Genomic DNA, 16,787 nt, shown 5'->3' with positions numbered 1-16,787 from the left:
CATCTCCCCACTCCTAGATTGCGATACAATACAGCCCACGAGCGCTTGTTTGGGGTTGGGCAATGACTTCTGTAATTAATGTGAATCTACCAGAGCAGTCTTATGAGATTGCGATAACTTCTCTTCTCCTGCCGGAGACGCTGCGCGAACGAGACGCTACGCGAACGTCGAGCTACGCTAACGCACCTTCGAGTTTAGATCAACTGGGTCAACGAATGGCTAGTCTCAAGCTAGGCAAGAAGGTACTGCTGGTTTCTAATCCGACAATTTTTAAGCATTTTGGCGAAAGAGCAATTACATCCCTAAAATCTGCTGGATTTGAAGTTGCTAGCTGCACTCTACCACCTGGTGAACGCTACAAAACCCTCAATTCTATCCAAAAACTCTACGATGTAGCCTTGGAAAACCGCCTAGAACGTTCTTCTACGATGGTGGCTTTGGGCGGAGGTGTAATTGGGGATATGACTGGCTTTGCAGCTGCAACTTGGCTACGTGGTATTAATGTTGTCCAAGTGCCTACCTCTTTGTTGGCGATGGTAGATTCGGCAATTGGTGGCAAAACTGGTGTGAATCATCCCCACGGTAAAAACTTAATTGGGGCATTCCATCAACCGCGTTTGGTTTTGATTGACCCAGATGTGTTAAAAACTCTGCCTATGCGTGAGTTTCGAGCAGGGATGGCAGAAGTTATTAAGTACGGTGTGATTTGGGATGCCGAATTGTTTGCCCAGTTAGAAGCAAGTAAACGCCTCGACCAACTCCGCTATGTCAAACCTGACCTAATAACCACCATATTAACGCGCTCTTGTCAAGCTAAAGCTGATGTTGTTAGCAAAGATGAGAAAGAAGGCGGATTACGGGCAATTCTCAACTATGGACACACCATCGGTCATACAGTGGAAAGTCTGACTGGTTATCGTCTAGTAAATCATGGTGAAGCGGTGGCTATTGGTATGGTAGCAGCCGGTCAAATTGCTGTGGATTTAGGATTGTGGCAAAAGGAAGACACAGAACGTCAAAATGCTTTAATTCAAAAAGCGGGTTTACCGACTCAGTTACCAGATGGGTTAGATATTGAAGCAATTATTGAGGCGTTGCAGTTAGATAAGAAAGTCAAAGAGGGGAAAGTTCGGTTTGTTTTACCAACAGAGATTGGTGTAGTAACAATTACCGATGAAGTGCCATCAGATATTATTCGGCAAGTATTGCGAGGAATGTAAATAATTTGAATAAGAATTCAGGAGTCAGAATTCAGGAGTCAGAATAAAAGTTAGTTGCTCTGTCCTTCAATTACGAATTAATGAGCTATGATACTCCAAGCCAAAAATCAATTAACCTTGCAAGAGTTCTTGAATCTTCCACCAGGCGAGGGAGATATCACCTACGAACTTGTTGATGGTCAAGCAATTCCTAAAATGTCACCAAAAAAACTTCACTCTAAACTTACCCGCGCCATTCTCAATTTAATTGAGTAATGCTGTGAGGGGAAAGGAGAAGTTTGCCCAGAATTAGCTATCACATTAACTCGTCGAGGACGAGATTGGATGGCAATACCTGATATTTTATACATTTCTAATGAACGTTTACCCCTTGATTGGGAGCAAGAAGGAATATGTTCTATTCCTCCTGATTTGGTGATTGAGATTATTTCACTTTTCGGGTTCGAGAGTGACGCTCGAAGACTCGCTAACGCTACGCTATCGCAATCGGTGGAAACCGCCAAGACTGCGACTCTCTCACCAGGACAAACCTTTGGACAAATGGCGGCTAAAGCCAAAGACTATTTGGATGCTGAGGTGCTGCGGGTATGGGTATTAGATAGTAAAGCCAGAAGCATTACTGTTTTTTATCCAGATGCAGCACCACAAACTTATATGGGAGAAGAACTACTCACAGATTCTTTGTTTTAAGGACTGCAATTTACTGTTGAGCAGGTGTTTCAAAAGGCGAAAATACCATTAGCTACTCAATAGCACAATTGTCTTGCTTTAAACATCTATCGAAATTTAAAGTAGTGGAAGGTTTGTCTAACTTTAATGAGTTGCTTGAGCAACTTATCTGGTTAATTTAGATAGTAGCTGTATGTAAGCTCTACTGTACTAATAGTTTAGCTGATTAATTCATCCATTTGTAGGAGGTAATTAGTAAGGAAATAAGTATACTTTATTTATAATAAGACCAACACTAATATGGTTGGAAGCTGTATTCACGCAACAGATGTATGAACTATGTTAAACCTAATATTCACCGGATATATAAAAATAAAACCTTTGGTGCTTTCAACAGCTTTTTTACTGGCTGTACAGACTTCTGCCAATGCTGAACAAGCAGTTCCTAGTTTGACTCCAAGACAAGCTCAACATTTTTCCCGTGACTTGGTTCCATATAATTCTCAAGAATTTTTTAGACAAGGAAAAGATTCAATTGAGAGAGAAATTCAAATTCTTAATCAAAGGCAACAGCGCCCAATTAAACCTATTCTTATGATTGATTCAGTACCGCAAAGCAAAAAACCACATACTCAGCACAAACCCCAACGTTTTATCTAAGTAAGAATCATCACTCTTCTATTGGCTTTTGCTTGTCCTGTTAATTCTTAAGCTGTAGCACATAAGCTATGTTGCCAAGGATCACAATCACTATGATTTCCTTATAGTCAAGAGAAGTATTGTATTTTCAATAAATTTTGCAACAAAATTTTACAATCTTATTCGTCTAGCAAACTCATCAACGCTTGAATTTCAACGTCTTGCTCTTGCGGCTCTGATAATTGAGACTGTAGCTTTAATAATTGACTCTGTAATTCTTCTGCTACATGAAGCATCTCAGACTCTTGTGCAATTTTTAGCTGACTTTCTTTAATTTTGATTTGTTTAAGCAAGTTATTTTCAACATGAATTGAGTTGTAATGTTGAGCAATCATAGCTTTACATTTATTATTAATATATGGAATGCAATCAAATTTTCCACTTATGTATTATTCCACATTTTTGTCATTTTTGAAATATCTGGCGATTTCATCTTGATTTTTCATAGTTTTAGCCTGTTCTCTTCTCAAAATTTTGGGAATATTGACTTCAGATACTTCTAAGTTAAAAAACATCTCATCTTAAATGCACCTGGATGTGCGCTTGTACTACAAACGTACAAATATAGCTAGCTCTGCTAATTTAACTTTGTAACATATCTATATTTTTATATAGCGGTTCTCATACCAATTCTGTATGAAGATGCGCCAAACTATATGAGGAACGAACCGCAAAGGGCGCATACTCCTACGGAGAAGCAAGCTACGCGCAGCGTCTCGTAAGAGTTGGACACAAAGAAGAAAGAAAATTTGGCGCAGCCTCACAAAGAAATGGTATCAGTTGAGTGAGGTACAAGAACCCCACCCCCAACCCCCTACCTGCGAGGCTACCGTGTATACACAAGTCGAGTTGGCAATCAAATCAACGAAAAACAACGGAAAATTATTTTTTAAATCCTTGATTTTCCGTTAGAACTCTATCAATAAGCTGACACTATTGATAATCAGTTCGCTTAACTCAAAACCTTGCCTACCAAAGCTTGTATCTTACCAGGCAATGATTTTAGGACTTGTGTATACACCGTAGCCCTGCGAGGAGGGGACTATGATGTAGTAAATATAGGCTTTTACAAAAATGGAAATCATGAGATAAGATTGGTTGACTTAGGGCAAATTTTTAGACAAGACACATTAACTTGTCTGTTAATTTTCCAAGTTTTGTAGATATGTTAAATATTATTGTTGTGAACAGTATGGACTTAAAATTTATCAAGAAAAAGATTTATACCTTTGTAAAAATTATATCTACAGTGCTTATAACAAGCGCAATTGGATTGGAATCGTGGAATATTTATGCAGTAATAACTAATATTAATGTACCAAGTAGCCTGAATCTAATTTTTTGGATTGAGCGTTTTGCGATGATGAGCCATTTTGTTGAGAGCATTATAGCAGCTTTTTATGCACATTCAAGACAAAAGATGCCAATAAAATATGCTACTTATACTTTTTTTGTCGGCACAATTGGGTTGTTAGAATTATTTGGCCAGCCGGATGACTATTGACGCTTCTATGCCTTATAAGGTATGGGTTTTTGGATTAGGTTGGTTGGTAGGGTGCGATCGCACCCTACGTACAAAAATTTAAGTTATTAAATATACTTTAGTAAGCAAAAATCATCTGTGGGAGTTTCCCAATGAATGTAGGTAACTAATGAATTTGACACTCAGAAGGGAGTATAGTTTGTATAGTTAGCTTTTTGCTGAAATTTTAGTTTGACACTAAGGAATTAAAAAATGTCTACTGATACTGACATAGTTACTTACGTCGAAGAAAGTGAGTTTGATGTTGTTTTAAATGGAAGTGAAGAGAAAGTTGTTGTTGTTGATTTTACTGCTACTTGGTGTGGACCTTGCCGCTTAGTCAGCCCGTTAATGGATCAACTTGCTGAAGAATACAAAGGTCGTGCTAAAGTCGTTAAGGTAGACGTTGACAGCAATAAGCCCATTTTCAAAAAATTCGGTCTTCGCAGTATTCCAGCAGTTTTAATTTTCAAAGATGGTATTTTAGCAGAAACCATTGTGGGAGTTTCTCCTTACGAAGACTTTAGCAATGCTGTTCAGAAGCTTCTCTAGATAATTCGTAATGACGCTCCTGCGTCACTAACGCTGCGCTAACGTAATTCGTAGATAGCATCATTAAGAATTACGAATTATTTTCAGGATTTATTTTTCTCCTATAATGTGCTTGGAGTAAACCACTAGGATATGGTTTTGAGTTAATTAGTTCCAATTTTTCTTCAGGGGTAGGTGGTGGAAAAAGATGTATACCGCCACCTAAGATAGTTGGAATAGTTGAAATGATATATTCGTCAATCAAGCTGTGCTGAAGAAACGAATTGATTAATTTTCCGCCACCAACTAGCCAAATATTTTTAAAACCTTGAGCCTCTATATTGGCTAACGCTTGTTTTACTGGTTCAGAAACAAACACAACATCCTCACGCTCGGATTGGAGATGACGCTGGGTGAATACGAAGGATTTTTTTTCTGGATAAGGCCATTGATCAAAACCCAGCCCTACTTCATACGTATTGCTACCTAAGACGATCGCATCAATCAATTCGTAAAAATCAGTGTAACCGTAATCTTCTCCTTCTGTATCAAGGGGGGATAGCCAATCAATTCCGCCATCGCTGCGAGCAATGTAGCCATCCAAACTAGCTGCAATGTAGAGTGTAACTTTCGTCATTGTGCTTCTGAATTTGGTAGTTTTCACTCAATGAGTGCAAGCGAACGCCTTTCTACAGCATTTTAGCCCTTGGTGGTTCATATCACAAAAGAGCAATAGCTTACCCAATTTTACGTTTTTTGATTATGCGATTTAAAGCGACCTGCAATAAATTCTCGCTGAGATAAATGCTTTGTATTGCGTTTGGTGACTCGCTCTCGCCACATCTTAAAACTAGATTCTTTCATTTCGCGCCTCATTAGGGCGATTACCTGTTTCTCCAGTAGCCCAAACTGAGCCTCGATAGCATCAAAAGGTGTTCTATCTTCCCATGCCATTTCAATGATGCGATCGATGGTTTCCGAATCTAGATTAGGGAGCTTCATTTTTTTTCCTGGGAAATAAAAAAAGAATTCAGGAGTCAGGAGTCAGAATGGGTGAACGCCCCGCTACCGCTAACAGAATAAATTCTATATTATTAGCGAGTGATAAGTGGGTTTAATAAATCCCCTAAATCTTAAATTTAGTGGGGGATGCAAACACACCACTAATTGATTCTGAATTCTGAATTCTGACTCCTTCTTCAAATATATTTTACTTTTCGTTTTGAAGAACCATTGTGTCTGCTGCACCTAGTTGCAGAGCATAGAGGTTGGCATAAACACCCTGCTGATTAACGAGTTCAGTGTGAGTACCTTGTTCTACAATTTGTCCTTGCTGAATTACTAATACCTGATCTGCCTGAGTAACTGTACTGAGGCGGTGGGCAATTACGAAACTAGTACGACCTTGGAGCAAACGAGCGATCGCACTTTGTACTAGCGCTTCTGTGCGGGTATCGATGCTGCTGGTGGCTTCATCGAGAATCAGAATTTGGGGATTAATTAATACCGCACGAGCAATACTGATTAGTTGTCGCTGTCCTTGGCTCAGAGGCGCTCCCCGTTCGCCTAATTGAGTTGTATAACCCTGTGGTAGTGAGGTAATGAACTCATGCACATTTGCCAGCTGTGCAGCCGCTTCGATATCAGCTTGAGTGGCGTAAGGAGCGCCAAAAGCTATATTTTCGGCAACAGTACCAGTGAATAAAATATTGTCTTGCAGGACGATGCCAATTTGACGGCGCAGACTTGCTTGAGTCACGCTACGCACATCAAGATTATCAATTTTCACTGCACCGCTTGATACATCATAGAAACGCAAAATTAAGTTAATAATTGTACTTTTTCCTGAACCGGTTGGCCCCACTAATGCAACCATCTGTCCTGGATAGGCGTGTAAATTCACGCCTTTGAGAACCAGTTGATCTGGGTTGTAGCCAAATTTGACATTCTCGAATGTCACCTCACCTTGAATAGGCGGCATTTCTGTGGCATCGGGTGCATCTTTGAGTTGTGACGGTTCATCTAATAATAGAAATATTCGCTCTAATCCGGCGAAGGCAGATTGAGCTTGAGTATAAAACTGGCTGAGAATTTGGATCGGGCGGAAGAATTGCTGGACGTAAAGTAAAAAAGATGTTACTACACCTACTGTTGCAGCCCCTGTTACCGCTAGATAACCGCCATAGGCTAGCACACCTGCCGTTGCTAGTGTGTTGAGAAAATCGATAGAGGGCAAAAAGGCTGAAGTAATTGCCACAGCTTCAACGTTGGCATCTCTATTGGCGGCGTTCAGAATATCGAATTCTTTGATATTCATCTGTACGCGATTAAATGCTTGCGCTTCTCGCACGCTGCCAATATCTTCTTCTAACTTGGCAGAGAGTTCCCCAATGGTTTGTCGGGTGACGCGAAATCTGACTCTTGCCCAACGTGCAAATAAGCTTGTGGTAAAAATCATCAGTGGCACAACTAGATTGCTCAACAAACCAAGTTGCAGGTTGATAGAGAGCATGGCAATTACAATGCCAATTAAACTGAAAGTGTTGCCCAGCATTTGGGCGATCGTTAGTCCAAATGCTTGATTCACGGTGTTGACATCATTCAGTAATCGGCTCATTAAATCGCCTGCTTCGCTGCGATCGAAAAAGCTGAGTGGCAGACTTTGGATTTTAATGAAAATATCTTGCCTCAATTGAGCCAGCAATCGCTGCATAATCCAGCCAACTCGAATAATTTGACCCCGAATTGCTAAGACACCAAGTCCATAGTTCAGCCCTAGTAGCCCTAACAATACCAGCAGTCCTTGTAAATCCCCTTGTGCAATCAGACGATCGATCGACCAGCCGAGAAAGAATGGCCCAACTGCCTGAGTTATGGCACCAATTAATACTAATGTCAGGGCGAGGGGAATTTCTTTGCGATAAAGTAGCACGTATTGCAAAAAGCGCCGCAGGGTGGAAAGTTGCTGACTCGCGTTTTCCTCGGATGCAACAACGGGAATAGTGCCTCTCATAAAAATTTTGGATTTTAGATTTTGGACTTCGGCTCCTTTCGGCTCCGCTCAAGGCAAGTCGCTCAGTCGAACGATTTTAGATTAAAAGTCTTTATTACAAGGCTGTAAGCAAAATTAATTATGCTAATTGGAGATCATTTTTTCTCCTTCGGCTTTACCTGAGATTCCAAAATTACACCGTAGAGTGGACTGCTTTGCATCAATTCCTCGTGAGTGCCTTGTGCTACCAAGTGTCCTTTATCCATGAGAAAAATGCGATCGGCATTTTTAACGGTGCTAATACGTTGAGCTACTACAAAGGTTGTACAAGCTTTTTGGCGCATTAAGCCATCTAGTTCGGCTTGAATTTGAGCAGCGGTTTTGGCATCTACAGCTGAGGTACTATCGTCCAAAATCAGAATGCTGTAATCGGTTAGTAAGGTACGAGCGATCGCAATTCTTTGTTTTTGTCCACCAGATAAGCCCACGCCCCGTTCACCCACAATCGTCTCGTAGCCATCGGCTAGACCGCTAATAAAATCGTGCATTTGGGCAGTTTTTGCAACTTCAATCACTTGCTCTAAGGTGGCATCAGGTTTAGCGTAGGCAATATTTTCGCGGATTGTGCCAGAGAATAGGGTGGTTTCCTGAAAGACAATACCAATATGCGATCTGAGGCTTTTGAGTGTGAAACTTTTTATATCTCGTCCATCAATGCGAACTGCTCCCTTGGTGACATCGTAAAAGCGGGGAATCAGGTTCATAATTGTGCTTTTTCCCGAACCGGTCATTCCTAAAACGGCGATTAGCTCGTTAGGCTTGGTTTCAAAGGAGACTTCTTTGAGAGTTTCGGTTGTCGCTCCGGGATAGCGAAAGCAAACATTTTCAAAGGTAATTCTACCACCGCAGGTGTCAAAGGGGACAGCACCAGGGCGATCGCGAATTTCTACCTCTGCATCCACAACTTCATAGACTCGTTCGGCGGAAGCAGCTGCTTGAGCGATCGCGGGTGCGGCAAATCCAATTAACAAAATCGGTTGGAGAATCAATGCTAGGTAGGAGTTAAACGCCACCAGTTCGCCTATGGAGAACCGATTTCCAATCACCTGCGCTCCCCCATAGGCGAAAACTGCCAATGTTACCAAATTACTCAGCAAAAAGATCAGCGGGAAGGTATCACGGATGGCGCTAATGGTCTTCATGTTTGCCTTAACTAGGCCATCATTCAGAGTTGTATAACGCGACCTTTCGGTTGACTCCCGCACAAAAGCTTTCACTACCCGGATTCCTAGCAAGTTCTCTTGCAATACAGCATTCAAGTTACTCAGTTGCTCTTGTACTTGCCGAAAAAGTTTGTCATTTCGGTTGATGAATCGCGCCATTAACCATGCGGCTATGGGTACTACTGTGAGAGTAATTAGTGCTAATCGCCAGTTCATCAGCAGCAAAACTACCGAAATACTCACCAATGTCACAATTGAGCCGACGACTTGAATTAAGCTAGTGCCAACAAAGGTACGAATTTGTTCAATATCGCTGGTGACACGGGTTAGTAGTTGGGAAGTCTGCGCCTGATCGTGAAAGCTGAAACTGAGATTTTGAATTTTGCTGAAAATCTTGTTTCGCAGGTCATAAGCAACACCTTGAGACGCTGCTTCTGCTAAATAGCTTTGTCCAAAGTTAAATACACCACGAGCGATCGCGGCAACTACCATCCAGGCGGCACTATATAGCACAATTTGGAGGTTTTTTTGCGTGATCCCTTGATCAATTCCCCACCGAAATAATTGTGGGGTTACAGCATTTGCGATCGTCAACAGCAACAGGCTGACTAACGCTCCCAGTGAAGTCCACCGGTAAGTGCTTAAACTCTTAAGCACACGCTGGGTTGCCTTGATCGACGAAGTTTCCTGGAGTTCTGGTTGCTGAACCACTGCAATTCACCCCTGTATCATTGGAAAATTATCTCGTATTTTGATTGTAAAAAACCAATTTATTCTTTGAGAGTGGGGAATGTAATATGGAAAACAGCCCTCTTCTTTGTGATCAAGATTCCAGGTTTTGGGACAGTGGCATGGGAGAATATATTTCTAGCAAGCATTGCGGCTAATCAATTTCAAGACCGAAGAAAACCAAAGAACAAGAATCATGGCTCAAAATTTTCATCGCAATTCCCAACTTCCCTTAGATATTTCATCTGCTATCAGTCGCACAGCAAAGCCAAGTTCTGAATTCTACTCTCTTTTTTCTGAAGAAGAAGTTTTAGGGATAATTCATGCATTAGAAGTTAGAAGAGAAATCCCTCTCAAGTATTCTTATAAAGGAAGAGGTGCAAAAATCTGGAACGATTTTTATCTGAAACATGCTATTCCTAGATGGTATGGAAGAGCAAATGTAGAAATTGACCTTTTAAAAGATAATTTTAAATACCTGAATGGTAATATAAAAACTGGTGAAAGAGTAAATATTATAGATGTTGGCGCAGGTAATTCCTATCCAGTTAAAAAGTTTATCGGCAGGTTAAACAAATTAGGAAAGGTTAATAAATATATTGCTTTAGATATTAGTGAAGAATTGCTTCATGTCTCCAAAAGTAATTTTAAGAAATGGTTCCCACTAGTCGAATTTATCAGTTCTACAATTGACATAGAAAGTAGTTGTGTACCTAAAATTTTATTCCAAAATCAAGCTAACCTTGAAATTGACGACACAGCAAAAATATTTTTACACTTAGGAGTTACCATTGGAAATCATCAAAATAGAGATGAAGTGTTCAAAAACTTCAGAGATAGCATGGGAAAAAATGATCTTTTAGTATTTACTAACGAAACTGGTTCTAACTCAACATGGGATGGAATAGTTAGAGGTGGCTGCAAGTATCATGTAGAAGAAGTATATGGATGGGTTAAAAATAAAATTGGGATTAAATCTGAAGATTGTGAACTGGTGAGAAAGTACGATTTAAAAACAGATAGTATTGTTGCTAATCTGAAACTACGTCATGATTACACTATAAACTTTAGTCGGATGGGTATAGATAAAAATATTGAAATCTCTAAAGGTGAAGAGATTACTATTTGGCGACATCACAAGTATGAAATACCTAAACTATTGCAAGAACTAGAACGTTCTGGACTACAACTTATTCACTATACTACTAATAAATACAATTCACATATTATGGTGATTTGTAAGATTGCCACTAATTAAATACAGTTAAGATAAGTCTCGAAAACCCAAAACCGTGATGTAGAGACGCGATTTATAGTGTCTTGATCAGAAAAATTATCTACACCCAAGGGTACAATAAGCGCCATAGCAAAAATATTGTTGATTTGTATCTAGAGCAGATAAAATATATTTATGATAAGGCGAAAAAAATAGTTTTAATTAGCTTGTATCTCAGTTAAATATACATCAAACGCGGTCTAGGCTCAGGAACTGGACGCCCCAAATCTTTAGCAGTTTCTATCCATTCCTGCACAACCAATTCTACATTATGCAAAGCTTCTTGATAAGTATCACCATCAGCAGCACAGCCTGATAACTCTGGGACTTCAGCAATAAAGGCTTGATCTAATTCACTCCAGTAGAGAATGATTTCATACCGAAACATCATTTTTACTTCCTAGCTTATACTTGAGAATCACTGCCCTAACTTGTTTAATTTGATAGCTTTTGGCTTTTCCTCTTTTATGTTGTAGGTTCAATATCTCCTCAACATCGGCTTTGACAAAAATACGATGATCGCCACGAATCCGTTCTTCAAAGCCTAGTGTATATAAAAGTTGCCACAGTTGGGCGAAAGGGATATCTGTATCAGAAGTCCCAGAGAGAATTTTGTCTAAGAGTTTGTCTTGCTGACTCACGTTTTTCTGACTGTCTTAATGTTTCTATAGTCTCATATTTATTTAAAATCAGGGTATCCAAAAGCAAATTTACCATTTTACTCTTGAGTGAGAGCATCCCTGACTGATGACAATGGCTAGTCCAGTTATCAGGGAAAATTGTAGGCTTGGATACTGCTTTAGTAATTTACTTGATTTTAAAAAATACTAATTATTTGGATGTTCCAGATGCTTTCTTTGAATCAATATTTTGCAATAAGTATAATTTTTTAACATTAGTTTCACTTATCATGGAGTGTATCACTTATCTTGACGAATAATTCGCACTGATCCTTAATTACCGGGGATATCAATCTTAATATTGGCTCAATTTATAGCTTCGCTACTTTTCTACAATCCTTTAGCGTAGCCTTCCACAGGAAAGGTATCGCCAATTTATAAGTTATATAGGCAACTACAGAGGGCAAATTGTTGAGATTGCTCATATCATAATGCTGAGGTATAAATCCGTCTTAGGTAAATTGGCGTTGAGTAAGAAATATTACACGAATATGAAAAACCAAATTCTAGGTATAGCCGCATTTTTAACCACAATTAGTTTGACAACAACCGTACAAGCAGCAAATTCTGAACATATTAAACAGTTATTGGCAACCAAACAATGTCAAAACTGTGATTTGACGAGTGCAGGTTTAGTAATGGCTGATTTATCTGGAGCTAATTTAAGTGGTGCTAATCTTACAGGTGCTAACCTCAGCCGTGCAAACTTAAGTGGTGCAGATTTGCGGGGTGCAAACTTAAGTGGCGCGAGTTTATTTGGCGTTAACCTGAGCGAAGCTAAATTTAATGGGGCAAATTTGACGGGTGCTGATTTGAGAAATACTTATTTAGCAAATGCAGAACTAACTGGCGCTTACTTAAATGGGACTAACTTTCAAGGTGCAGTTGCGATACCATCACAAATTGCTTCACCAGCAGAATTTTATGCTTTGGGTGTAGCAGAAGGGCAAAAAGGCAACCAACAGCAAGCAATCAGTTATTTTAATCAAGCGATCGCAATTAAACCAGAATATGCGGATGCCTATCTCGCTCGTGGTGTCGCTCGTTACCAAATACTAGATAGACAAGGTGCATTTCAAGATGCTCAAGTTGCACAAAAATTGTTTACATCCCAAAATAACAGCACTGGAACCCTAACAGCCCAAACTTTTATAACAGAACTACAAACACCCGTCAATGAGAAGATAAGTACTGGTAAACCCAACTTCGTTGACTTTTTGGGAAGTATTGGCTCAGTCTTGCTCCAGTTCTTCCCTTTTTAAAGGAGATAATAACAGTTAACAAATGACAAATGACAAATGACTTATCTAACGAATTATGGGCAGCAAATCAAGACTTAGCCCAAGCTTGCCTAGAGCATCCTTTCGTTCGAGGTATTGGCGATGGTACTCTTGAGCGAGCTAAATTTGCTTACTATGTAGGGCAAGATGCTTTTTTCTTAGAAGCTTTTGCCCGTGCCTACAGTATCGCCGCAGCTAAAGCACCAGACTGGTTAGGTTTCACCACATTTCATAATTTAGCTAGTGGAGTTTTAGAAGAACTACGGCTGCATAGTGGCTATGCTTCTGAGTGGGGAGTCAATTTGTATGCTGTAGAACCTGCATCTGTCACCCGCCGCTATACTGATTTTTTATTAGCAACTGCTTGGAGCAAAGATGTGGGTTTAACTGCGGCGGCGATGTCTCCCTGTATGCGTTTGTATGCCTTTTTAGGAGAAAAATTGGCTTGTAAAGGTATTCCCGATCATCAATATGCAGACTGGATTCGTACTTATAGCAGCACAGATTTTCAACCACTAACACAACAATTAGAAAATTTAGTTGACAATTATGCCGCTACCAACCCTGTTGTGCATTCAACTTATCGTTATGCGATGTTTTGTGAACGCGACTTTTTTCAGGCTGCGTGGATGTTCAGTTGAGCAAATTGATATCTAGCAACCTTTTTGACCTTTTCTATCTATCGAACTCACGTTGCTTGAAGATATCAAGCCCAGTAAAAATATTGAGTTCTGTTTTTAAACCCATACACAAAAGAAAAGACGCAAAGGATAAATTTGCGTCTTCTTTTAAGATTTAAAAAAATTAGAAACTGAATGTAGTTCTCAATGCACCAATAACAACATCATCATTAGTGTCGTTATGATCTGGAGATGTTAACCAGATGACTCCAGGAGTAATGGTGATATTGTCACTCAGCTTATACTGGTAGAAAGCCTCAAGATGATAGGATGTATCAGGATCGCTATCCAAACCTGCGATGTCAGAACTTGTTAATTTAGGCTCCATACCAGCGATGATACCTGCTAAGTTACCTTTTTTACCGAGGTCAGGGAAGCCAAGGGTGACAGCATAGTTCCAAATATCAACGTCTCCACGGGTTCCTCTCAAGCTTTGGCTGTTGGTGTATCCAGCCCAACCACCCAAGACGATATTATCAGTGATGCCAATCGATGCTTGGACGCCGTAAGAATTACTGGAAAATCCTACTTGATCTTCTGGTAAACCCTGGATAGCTGCTATATCCTGGAAAGTGGCGGCATTGCTACCTGTGAGTAGTGGTTGGTTGTAGGAATTAATGTAAGTTAAACCGATAGAAATGCGATCGCTTGGTTTAACTGTCAGCTGTGCCAATGCACCATAAGAACCATTGAACAAGCCATTATTGGGTGTAGGGTTATTAGCTGTACCACTCAAATACCCTAGACTTAATGCCAATTTTTCGCTGAACTCGTATGTTACTCCTAACCCCGCGCCGCCTATTTGGCTATAAATTGGGTTACGTGTACCAAAGGTGGACAAAGCACCAAAAGCACCATCACCATCAAAGAGATTGACAGTGCTGGTAACGTCGTCTGCTGCACCTCCATTAGCGATCGCGATAACCTCTGTTTTTTCGCCCAAAGGGAATTTGTAATACAAGGCATCTATGGCAGCATTAGTAGTACCATCCTCGCCAGCAAAAAATAAGTTACCTTCTGGTGTACCAATGTTAGGGCTGAGAATATTATTAGCTTGAATTCTGGTGAACAGCGTATCTTGCCCTGTGAAGCTAGTTACTAATTCTATCCGTGCCCGTACCCCTAAAGTTGTATTCTCGTCTGTAATTTCTGCACCGTTGACTGTATTTCCTGACAACACATCGCTGACAACTGCGACAACTTGTCCTTGCAATTTAGTTGTAGTTGAGAACTGATTCGCCTCCAATTCAGCAGTTTTCGCTTCTACTGCATCCACACGACCTCGGAGTGTCGCCAGTTCTGCGGAAAATTCTTCTTGCAACTTTTGTAATGTCGCTAAATCTTGTTTGTTAACTAAATCGCCTGTAGCTGTAGCAATAAGTTCGTTAACGCGATCGAGACAAGCATTCAAACCAGCAGCAAACTCATATCGCGTTAATGCCCGATTACCCCGATAAGTGCTATTTGGGTATCCGGCAATACAGCCATAGCGCTCAACTAAGGATTGTAATGCTTGGAATGCCCAGTCGGTGGGTTGTACATCAGAAAATTGGGACACGGAGGTAACTTGTCCCATTTTCTGATCTTTTGTGTCTGGATTAGCTAAAACTTGCGGTTGATTTATTTCAGAATTACCCAATGTTTCAGCTGCAAATGTAGCAGTATTAACAAATAGCATGACACCGCAGACTGCTGGACTAACTAGCAGATATTTCCAGAATTTTTGCATTTCTCTCCTCACACTAATCTCCAATTCACACCCAAACCACGTTTTTTTAACGGGCATTTTATGACAATATTTGTCAGCAATCTTATCAGAAGTAAGGAAACTTTTTAACAAAAAAAGTCAAGAAATCCTAATTATTCAGGGAAAACTAAATTGCAGAGGGCTGTACCGTCTGAAAAAGTTTTGTTGTTACTCATTACACAGCAAACCCAGAATGATATTATGTACTTAAAATGAGAATGAGAATTATTATAGTATAAAATTTAGAATACTTGCCATTGTCAATAGCGATGATGACAGAGGTAGAGCAAGCATCCGTTTGGAGGAGAAATATTGTGATTGTGAATTGCAGAGAAATTAGAACAGGTAGGCAAAGAAGCGGCATCTTGCCCATAATTGCTCTGCTAATATTGTCGATGGCTACTGGGTGTAGCCAATCAAATCCAAATCAGGGAAGAACTTCCGAACAGTCGCCGCAAGCACAGGAAGCTGCTTCTACCCCACAGGCGCAGTCGGGAAAAACTAAAGTAGTAGCGACATTTTTGCCGATATATTTGTTTACTAAGGCAGTAGCTGGGGATGTGGCAGATGTAGAAATTCTAGTGCCACCTGGTACGGAGGTACATGAATACCAAGCGACACCAGGAAATGTCAAAGCGATCGCTACTGCTAAGGTGTTAGTAAAAAATGGTTTAGGCTTAGAGGAATTTCTAGAAGGTACTGTCAAAAATGCCCAAAATTCCAAATTAGCTGAAATTGATGCAAGTATTGGTATTAAACCCTTAAATGAAATTTCACCTGTTGTCAAAACGACGCCAGATGAAAAAGACCACGAACATAGTCAGGGTAATCCGCACGTTTGGTTAGATCCAGTTTTAGCAAAACAGCAGGTAACAAATATTCGAGATGGATTAATTGCTGCCGATCCGGCGAACAAAGCTACTTACGAAGCAAATGCTACAGCTTATATTAAAGAATTAGAAAGTTTAAACAGTGAATTTCAGCAGACTTTGCAGAAAAATCCCACTTGCACCTTTATTACCTTTCATGATGCATTTCCATATTTAGCTAAACGCTATAACCTCAAGCAAGTTGCTGTAGTGCAAATTCCCGAAGATCAACTTTCACCAACAGATGTCCAAAATGCCGTCAACGCTGTGAAAAAATACAAAGTTAAAGCTTTATTTAGCGAACCAGGAGTAGATAATAAACTGCTGAACAGCCTCTCTAAAGACTTGAAATTAAATTTGCGTACTCTGGATTCTCTAGAAACTGGCGAAACAGATCCGCAGCATTATTTCAAGGCAATGAAAGCTAATTTGCAAACTCTGGAAACATCTTGTAAATAGATTTGTCAGTTGTCCTTTGTCATTGGCAAATGACTAATGACCAATACTTCTCTACGAGAGGCTACGCCAACGACTACGCTCAGTACAAGTGACCAATACTTCGACTACGCTCAGTACAAGTGACCAATACTTCGACTACGCTCAGTACAAGTGACTAATACTTCGACTACGCTCAGTACAAGTGACCAATACTTCGACTACGCTCAGTACA

Annotated in this window: 16 protein-coding genes and 1 pseudogene; 9 read left to right on the top strand and 8 right to left on the bottom strand. The window is 40.1% G+C overall.

The genetic code is table 11. The annotated features are described in order from the left end of the window. The first annotated feature begins 62 nt into the window (after positions 1–62). The 3 genes and pseudogenes from aroB to RMX69_RS26695 all read left to right on the top strand — a co-directional run bounded on the left by aroB (position 63) and on the right by RMX69_RS26695 (position 2,549). On the top strand, positions 63–1,220 hold the full coding sequence (aroB, locus tag RMX69_RS26705; RefSeq protein WP_322639231.1) for a 3-dehydroquinate synthase: 1,158 nt from the start codon (positions 63–65) through the stop codon (positions 1,218–1,220). An 87-nt stretch (positions 1,221–1,307) separates the two neighbouring features. Continuing rightward, positions 1,308–1,910 (top strand): annotated as a pseudogene (locus RMX69_RS26700) (Uma2 family endonuclease). A gap of 318 nt (positions 1,911–2,228) precedes the next feature. Further along, on the top strand, positions 2,229–2,549 hold the full coding sequence (locus tag RMX69_RS26695) for a hypothetical protein (RefSeq protein ID WP_289795038.1): 321 nt from the start codon (positions 2,229–2,231) through the stop codon (positions 2,547–2,549). Positions 2,550–2,707: 158 nt separating this feature from the next. On the opposite strand, the gene RMX69_RS26690 is transcribed toward RMX69_RS26695, so the two are convergent. Then, on the bottom strand, positions 2,708–2,923 hold the full coding sequence (locus RMX69_RS26690; RefSeq protein ID WP_289795039.1) for a hypothetical protein: 216 nt from the start codon (positions 2,921–2,923) through the stop codon (positions 2,708–2,710). Between the two features lie 857 nt (positions 2,924–3,780). On the opposite strand from RMX69_RS26690, the gene RMX69_RS26685 reads away from it, so the two are divergent. Together RMX69_RS26685 and trxA are read left to right on the top strand one after the other, a co-directional pair. Next, positions 3,781–4,092: a hypothetical protein gene (locus RMX69_RS26685; protein ID WP_322687094.1), complete on the top strand. Its 312-nt coding sequence runs from the start codon at positions 3,781–3,783 to the stop codon at positions 4,090–4,092. Between the two features lie 231 nt (positions 4,093–4,323). Further along, on the top strand, positions 4,324–4,662 hold the full coding sequence (gene trxA, locus RMX69_RS26680) for a thioredoxin (protein ID WP_289795041.1): 339 nt from the start codon (positions 4,324–4,326) through the stop codon (positions 4,660–4,662). A 70-nt stretch (positions 4,663–4,732) separates the two neighbouring features. Here the strand turns inward: trxA and RMX69_RS26675 are convergent, their stop codons facing one another. From RMX69_RS26675 to RMX69_RS26660, 4 genes are all read right to left on the bottom strand, one after another. Next, entirely contained in the window at positions 4,733–5,278 is a 546-nt protein-coding gene (locus RMX69_RS26675; RefSeq protein ID WP_289795042.1) for a dihydrofolate reductase family protein, read from the bottom strand. A gap of 110 nt (positions 5,279–5,388) precedes the next feature. Next, positions 5,389–5,643 (bottom strand): TIGR03643 family protein, encoded by a 255-nt coding sequence (locus RMX69_RS26670; RefSeq protein WP_289795043.1) that lies wholly within the window; start codon positions 5,641–5,643, stop codon positions 5,389–5,391. Positions 5,644–5,851: 208 nt separating this feature from the next. Further along, entirely contained in the window at positions 5,852–7,654 is a 1,803-nt protein-coding gene (locus RMX69_RS26665) for an ABC transporter ATP-binding protein (RefSeq protein ID WP_289795044.1), read from the bottom strand. 134 nt (positions 7,655–7,788) lie between these two features. Continuing rightward, a complete protein-coding gene (locus RMX69_RS26660; protein ID WP_322639230.1) occupies positions 7,789–9,567 on the bottom strand; it encodes an ABC transporter ATP-binding protein in 1,779 nt (592 codons plus the stop codon). A 214-nt stretch (positions 9,568–9,781) separates the two neighbouring features. Between RMX69_RS26660 and RMX69_RS26655 the strand changes: the two genes are divergently transcribed. Then, on the top strand, positions 9,782–10,843 hold the full coding sequence (locus RMX69_RS26655) for an L-histidine N(alpha)-methyltransferase (protein WP_322639229.1): 1,062 nt from the start codon (positions 9,782–9,784) through the stop codon (positions 10,841–10,843). A gap of 196 nt (positions 10,844–11,039) precedes the next feature. Here RMX69_RS26655 and RMX69_RS26650 read toward each other — a convergent pair whose 3' ends face one another. Together RMX69_RS26650 and RMX69_RS26645 are read right to left on the bottom strand one after the other, a co-directional pair. Next, a complete protein-coding gene (locus RMX69_RS26650) occupies positions 11,040–11,252 on the bottom strand; it encodes a type II toxin-antitoxin system HicB family antitoxin (RefSeq protein ID WP_289795047.1) in 213 nt (70 codons plus the stop codon). Further along, positions 11,236–11,502 carry a toxin HicA gene (locus RMX69_RS26645; RefSeq protein WP_099103576.1) on the bottom strand — a complete coding sequence of 89 codons (267 nt, stop codon included), beginning with the start codon at positions 11,500–11,502 and terminating at the stop codon, positions 11,236–11,238. Before RMX69_RS26645 ends, RMX69_RS26650 begins: the two co-directional genes overlap by 17 nt. Before the next feature lie 530 nt (positions 11,503–12,032). On the opposite strand from RMX69_RS26645, the gene RMX69_RS26640 reads away from it, so the two are divergent. Next, positions 12,033–12,803: a pentapeptide repeat-containing protein gene (locus RMX69_RS26640; RefSeq protein ID WP_289795048.1), complete on the top strand. Its 771-nt coding sequence runs from the start codon at positions 12,033–12,035 to the stop codon at positions 12,801–12,803. Positions 12,804–12,832: 29 nt separating this feature from the next. Beyond that, positions 12,833–13,462, top strand: a complete 630-nt coding sequence (locus RMX69_RS26635) for a TenA family protein (RefSeq protein ID WP_322639228.1) — start codon at positions 12,833–12,835, stop codon at positions 13,460–13,462. 163 nt (positions 13,463–13,625) lie between these two features. On the opposite strand, the gene RMX69_RS26630 is transcribed toward RMX69_RS26635, so the two are convergent. Beyond that, complete coding sequence (locus tag RMX69_RS26630; protein ID WP_322639227.1) at positions 13,626–15,230, bottom strand: iron uptake porin; 1,605 nt, start codon at positions 15,228–15,230, stop codon at positions 13,626–13,628. A 413-nt stretch (positions 15,231–15,643) separates the two neighbouring features. Between RMX69_RS26630 and RMX69_RS26625 the strand changes: the two genes are divergently transcribed. Continuing rightward, complete coding sequence (locus tag RMX69_RS26625) at positions 15,644–16,576, top strand: metal ABC transporter substrate-binding protein (RefSeq protein ID WP_409877910.1); 933 nt, start codon at positions 15,644–15,646, stop codon at positions 16,574–16,576. The last annotated feature ends 211 nt before the right edge of the window (positions 16,577–16,787 follow it).

The organism is Nostoc sp. EspVER01 (assembly GCF_034530635.1).
Taxonomy (GTDB): domain Bacteria; phylum Cyanobacteriota; class Cyanobacteriia; order Cyanobacteriales; family Nostocaceae; genus Nostoc.
This window is presented reverse-complemented; position numbering and strand designations above follow the sequence as displayed.

Bases quoted from the DNA above. Each gene is read 5' to 3' on its own strand.
- RMX69_RS26665 (WP_289795044.1), bottom strand. From the start codon at position 7,654: ATGAGAGGCACTATTCCCGTTGTTGCATCCGAGGAAAACGCGAGTCAG.
- RMX69_RS26650 (WP_289795047.1), bottom strand. From the start codon at position 11,252: ATGATGTTTCGGTATGAAATCATTCTCTACTGGAGTGAATTAGATCAA.
- RMX69_RS26630 (WP_322639227.1), bottom strand. From the start codon at position 15,230: ATGCAAAAATTCTGGAAATATCTGCTAGTTAGTCCAGCAGTCTGCGGT.
- RMX69_RS26655 (WP_322639229.1), top strand. From the start codon at position 9,782: ATGGCTCAAAATTTTCATCGCAATTCCCAACTTCCCTTAGATATTTCA.
- RMX69_RS26690 (WP_289795039.1), bottom strand. From the start codon at position 2,923: ATGATTGCTCAACATTACAACTCAATTCATGTTGAAAATAACTTGCTT.
- RMX69_RS26670 (WP_289795043.1), bottom strand. From the start codon at position 5,643: ATGAAGCTCCCTAATCTAGATTCGGAAACCATCGATCGCATCATTGAA.
- RMX69_RS26685 (WP_322687094.1), top strand. From the start codon at position 3,781: ATGGACTTAAAATTTATCAAGAAAAAGATTTATACCTTTGTAAAAATT.
- RMX69_RS26625 (WP_409877910.1), top strand. From the start codon at position 15,644: ATGGCTACTGGGTGTAGCCAATCAAATCCAAATCAGGGAAGAACTTCC.
- aroB (WP_322639231.1), top strand. From the start codon at position 63: ATGACTTCTGTAATTAATGTGAATCTACCAGAGCAGTCTTATGAGATT.
- RMX69_RS26635 (WP_322639228.1), top strand. From the start codon at position 12,833: ATGACAAATGACTTATCTAACGAATTATGGGCAGCAAATCAAGACTTA.
- RMX69_RS26695 (WP_289795038.1), top strand. From the start codon at position 2,229: ATGTTAAACCTAATATTCACCGGATATATAAAAATAAAACCTTTGGTG.
- RMX69_RS26675 (WP_289795042.1), bottom strand. From the start codon at position 5,278: ATGACGAAAGTTACACTCTACATTGCAGCTAGTTTGGATGGCTACATT.
- RMX69_RS26640 (WP_289795048.1), top strand. From the start codon at position 12,033: ATGAAAAACCAAATTCTAGGTATAGCCGCATTTTTAACCACAATTAGT.
- trxA (WP_289795041.1), top strand. From the start codon at position 4,324: ATGTCTACTGATACTGACATAGTTACTTACGTCGAAGAAAGTGAGTTT.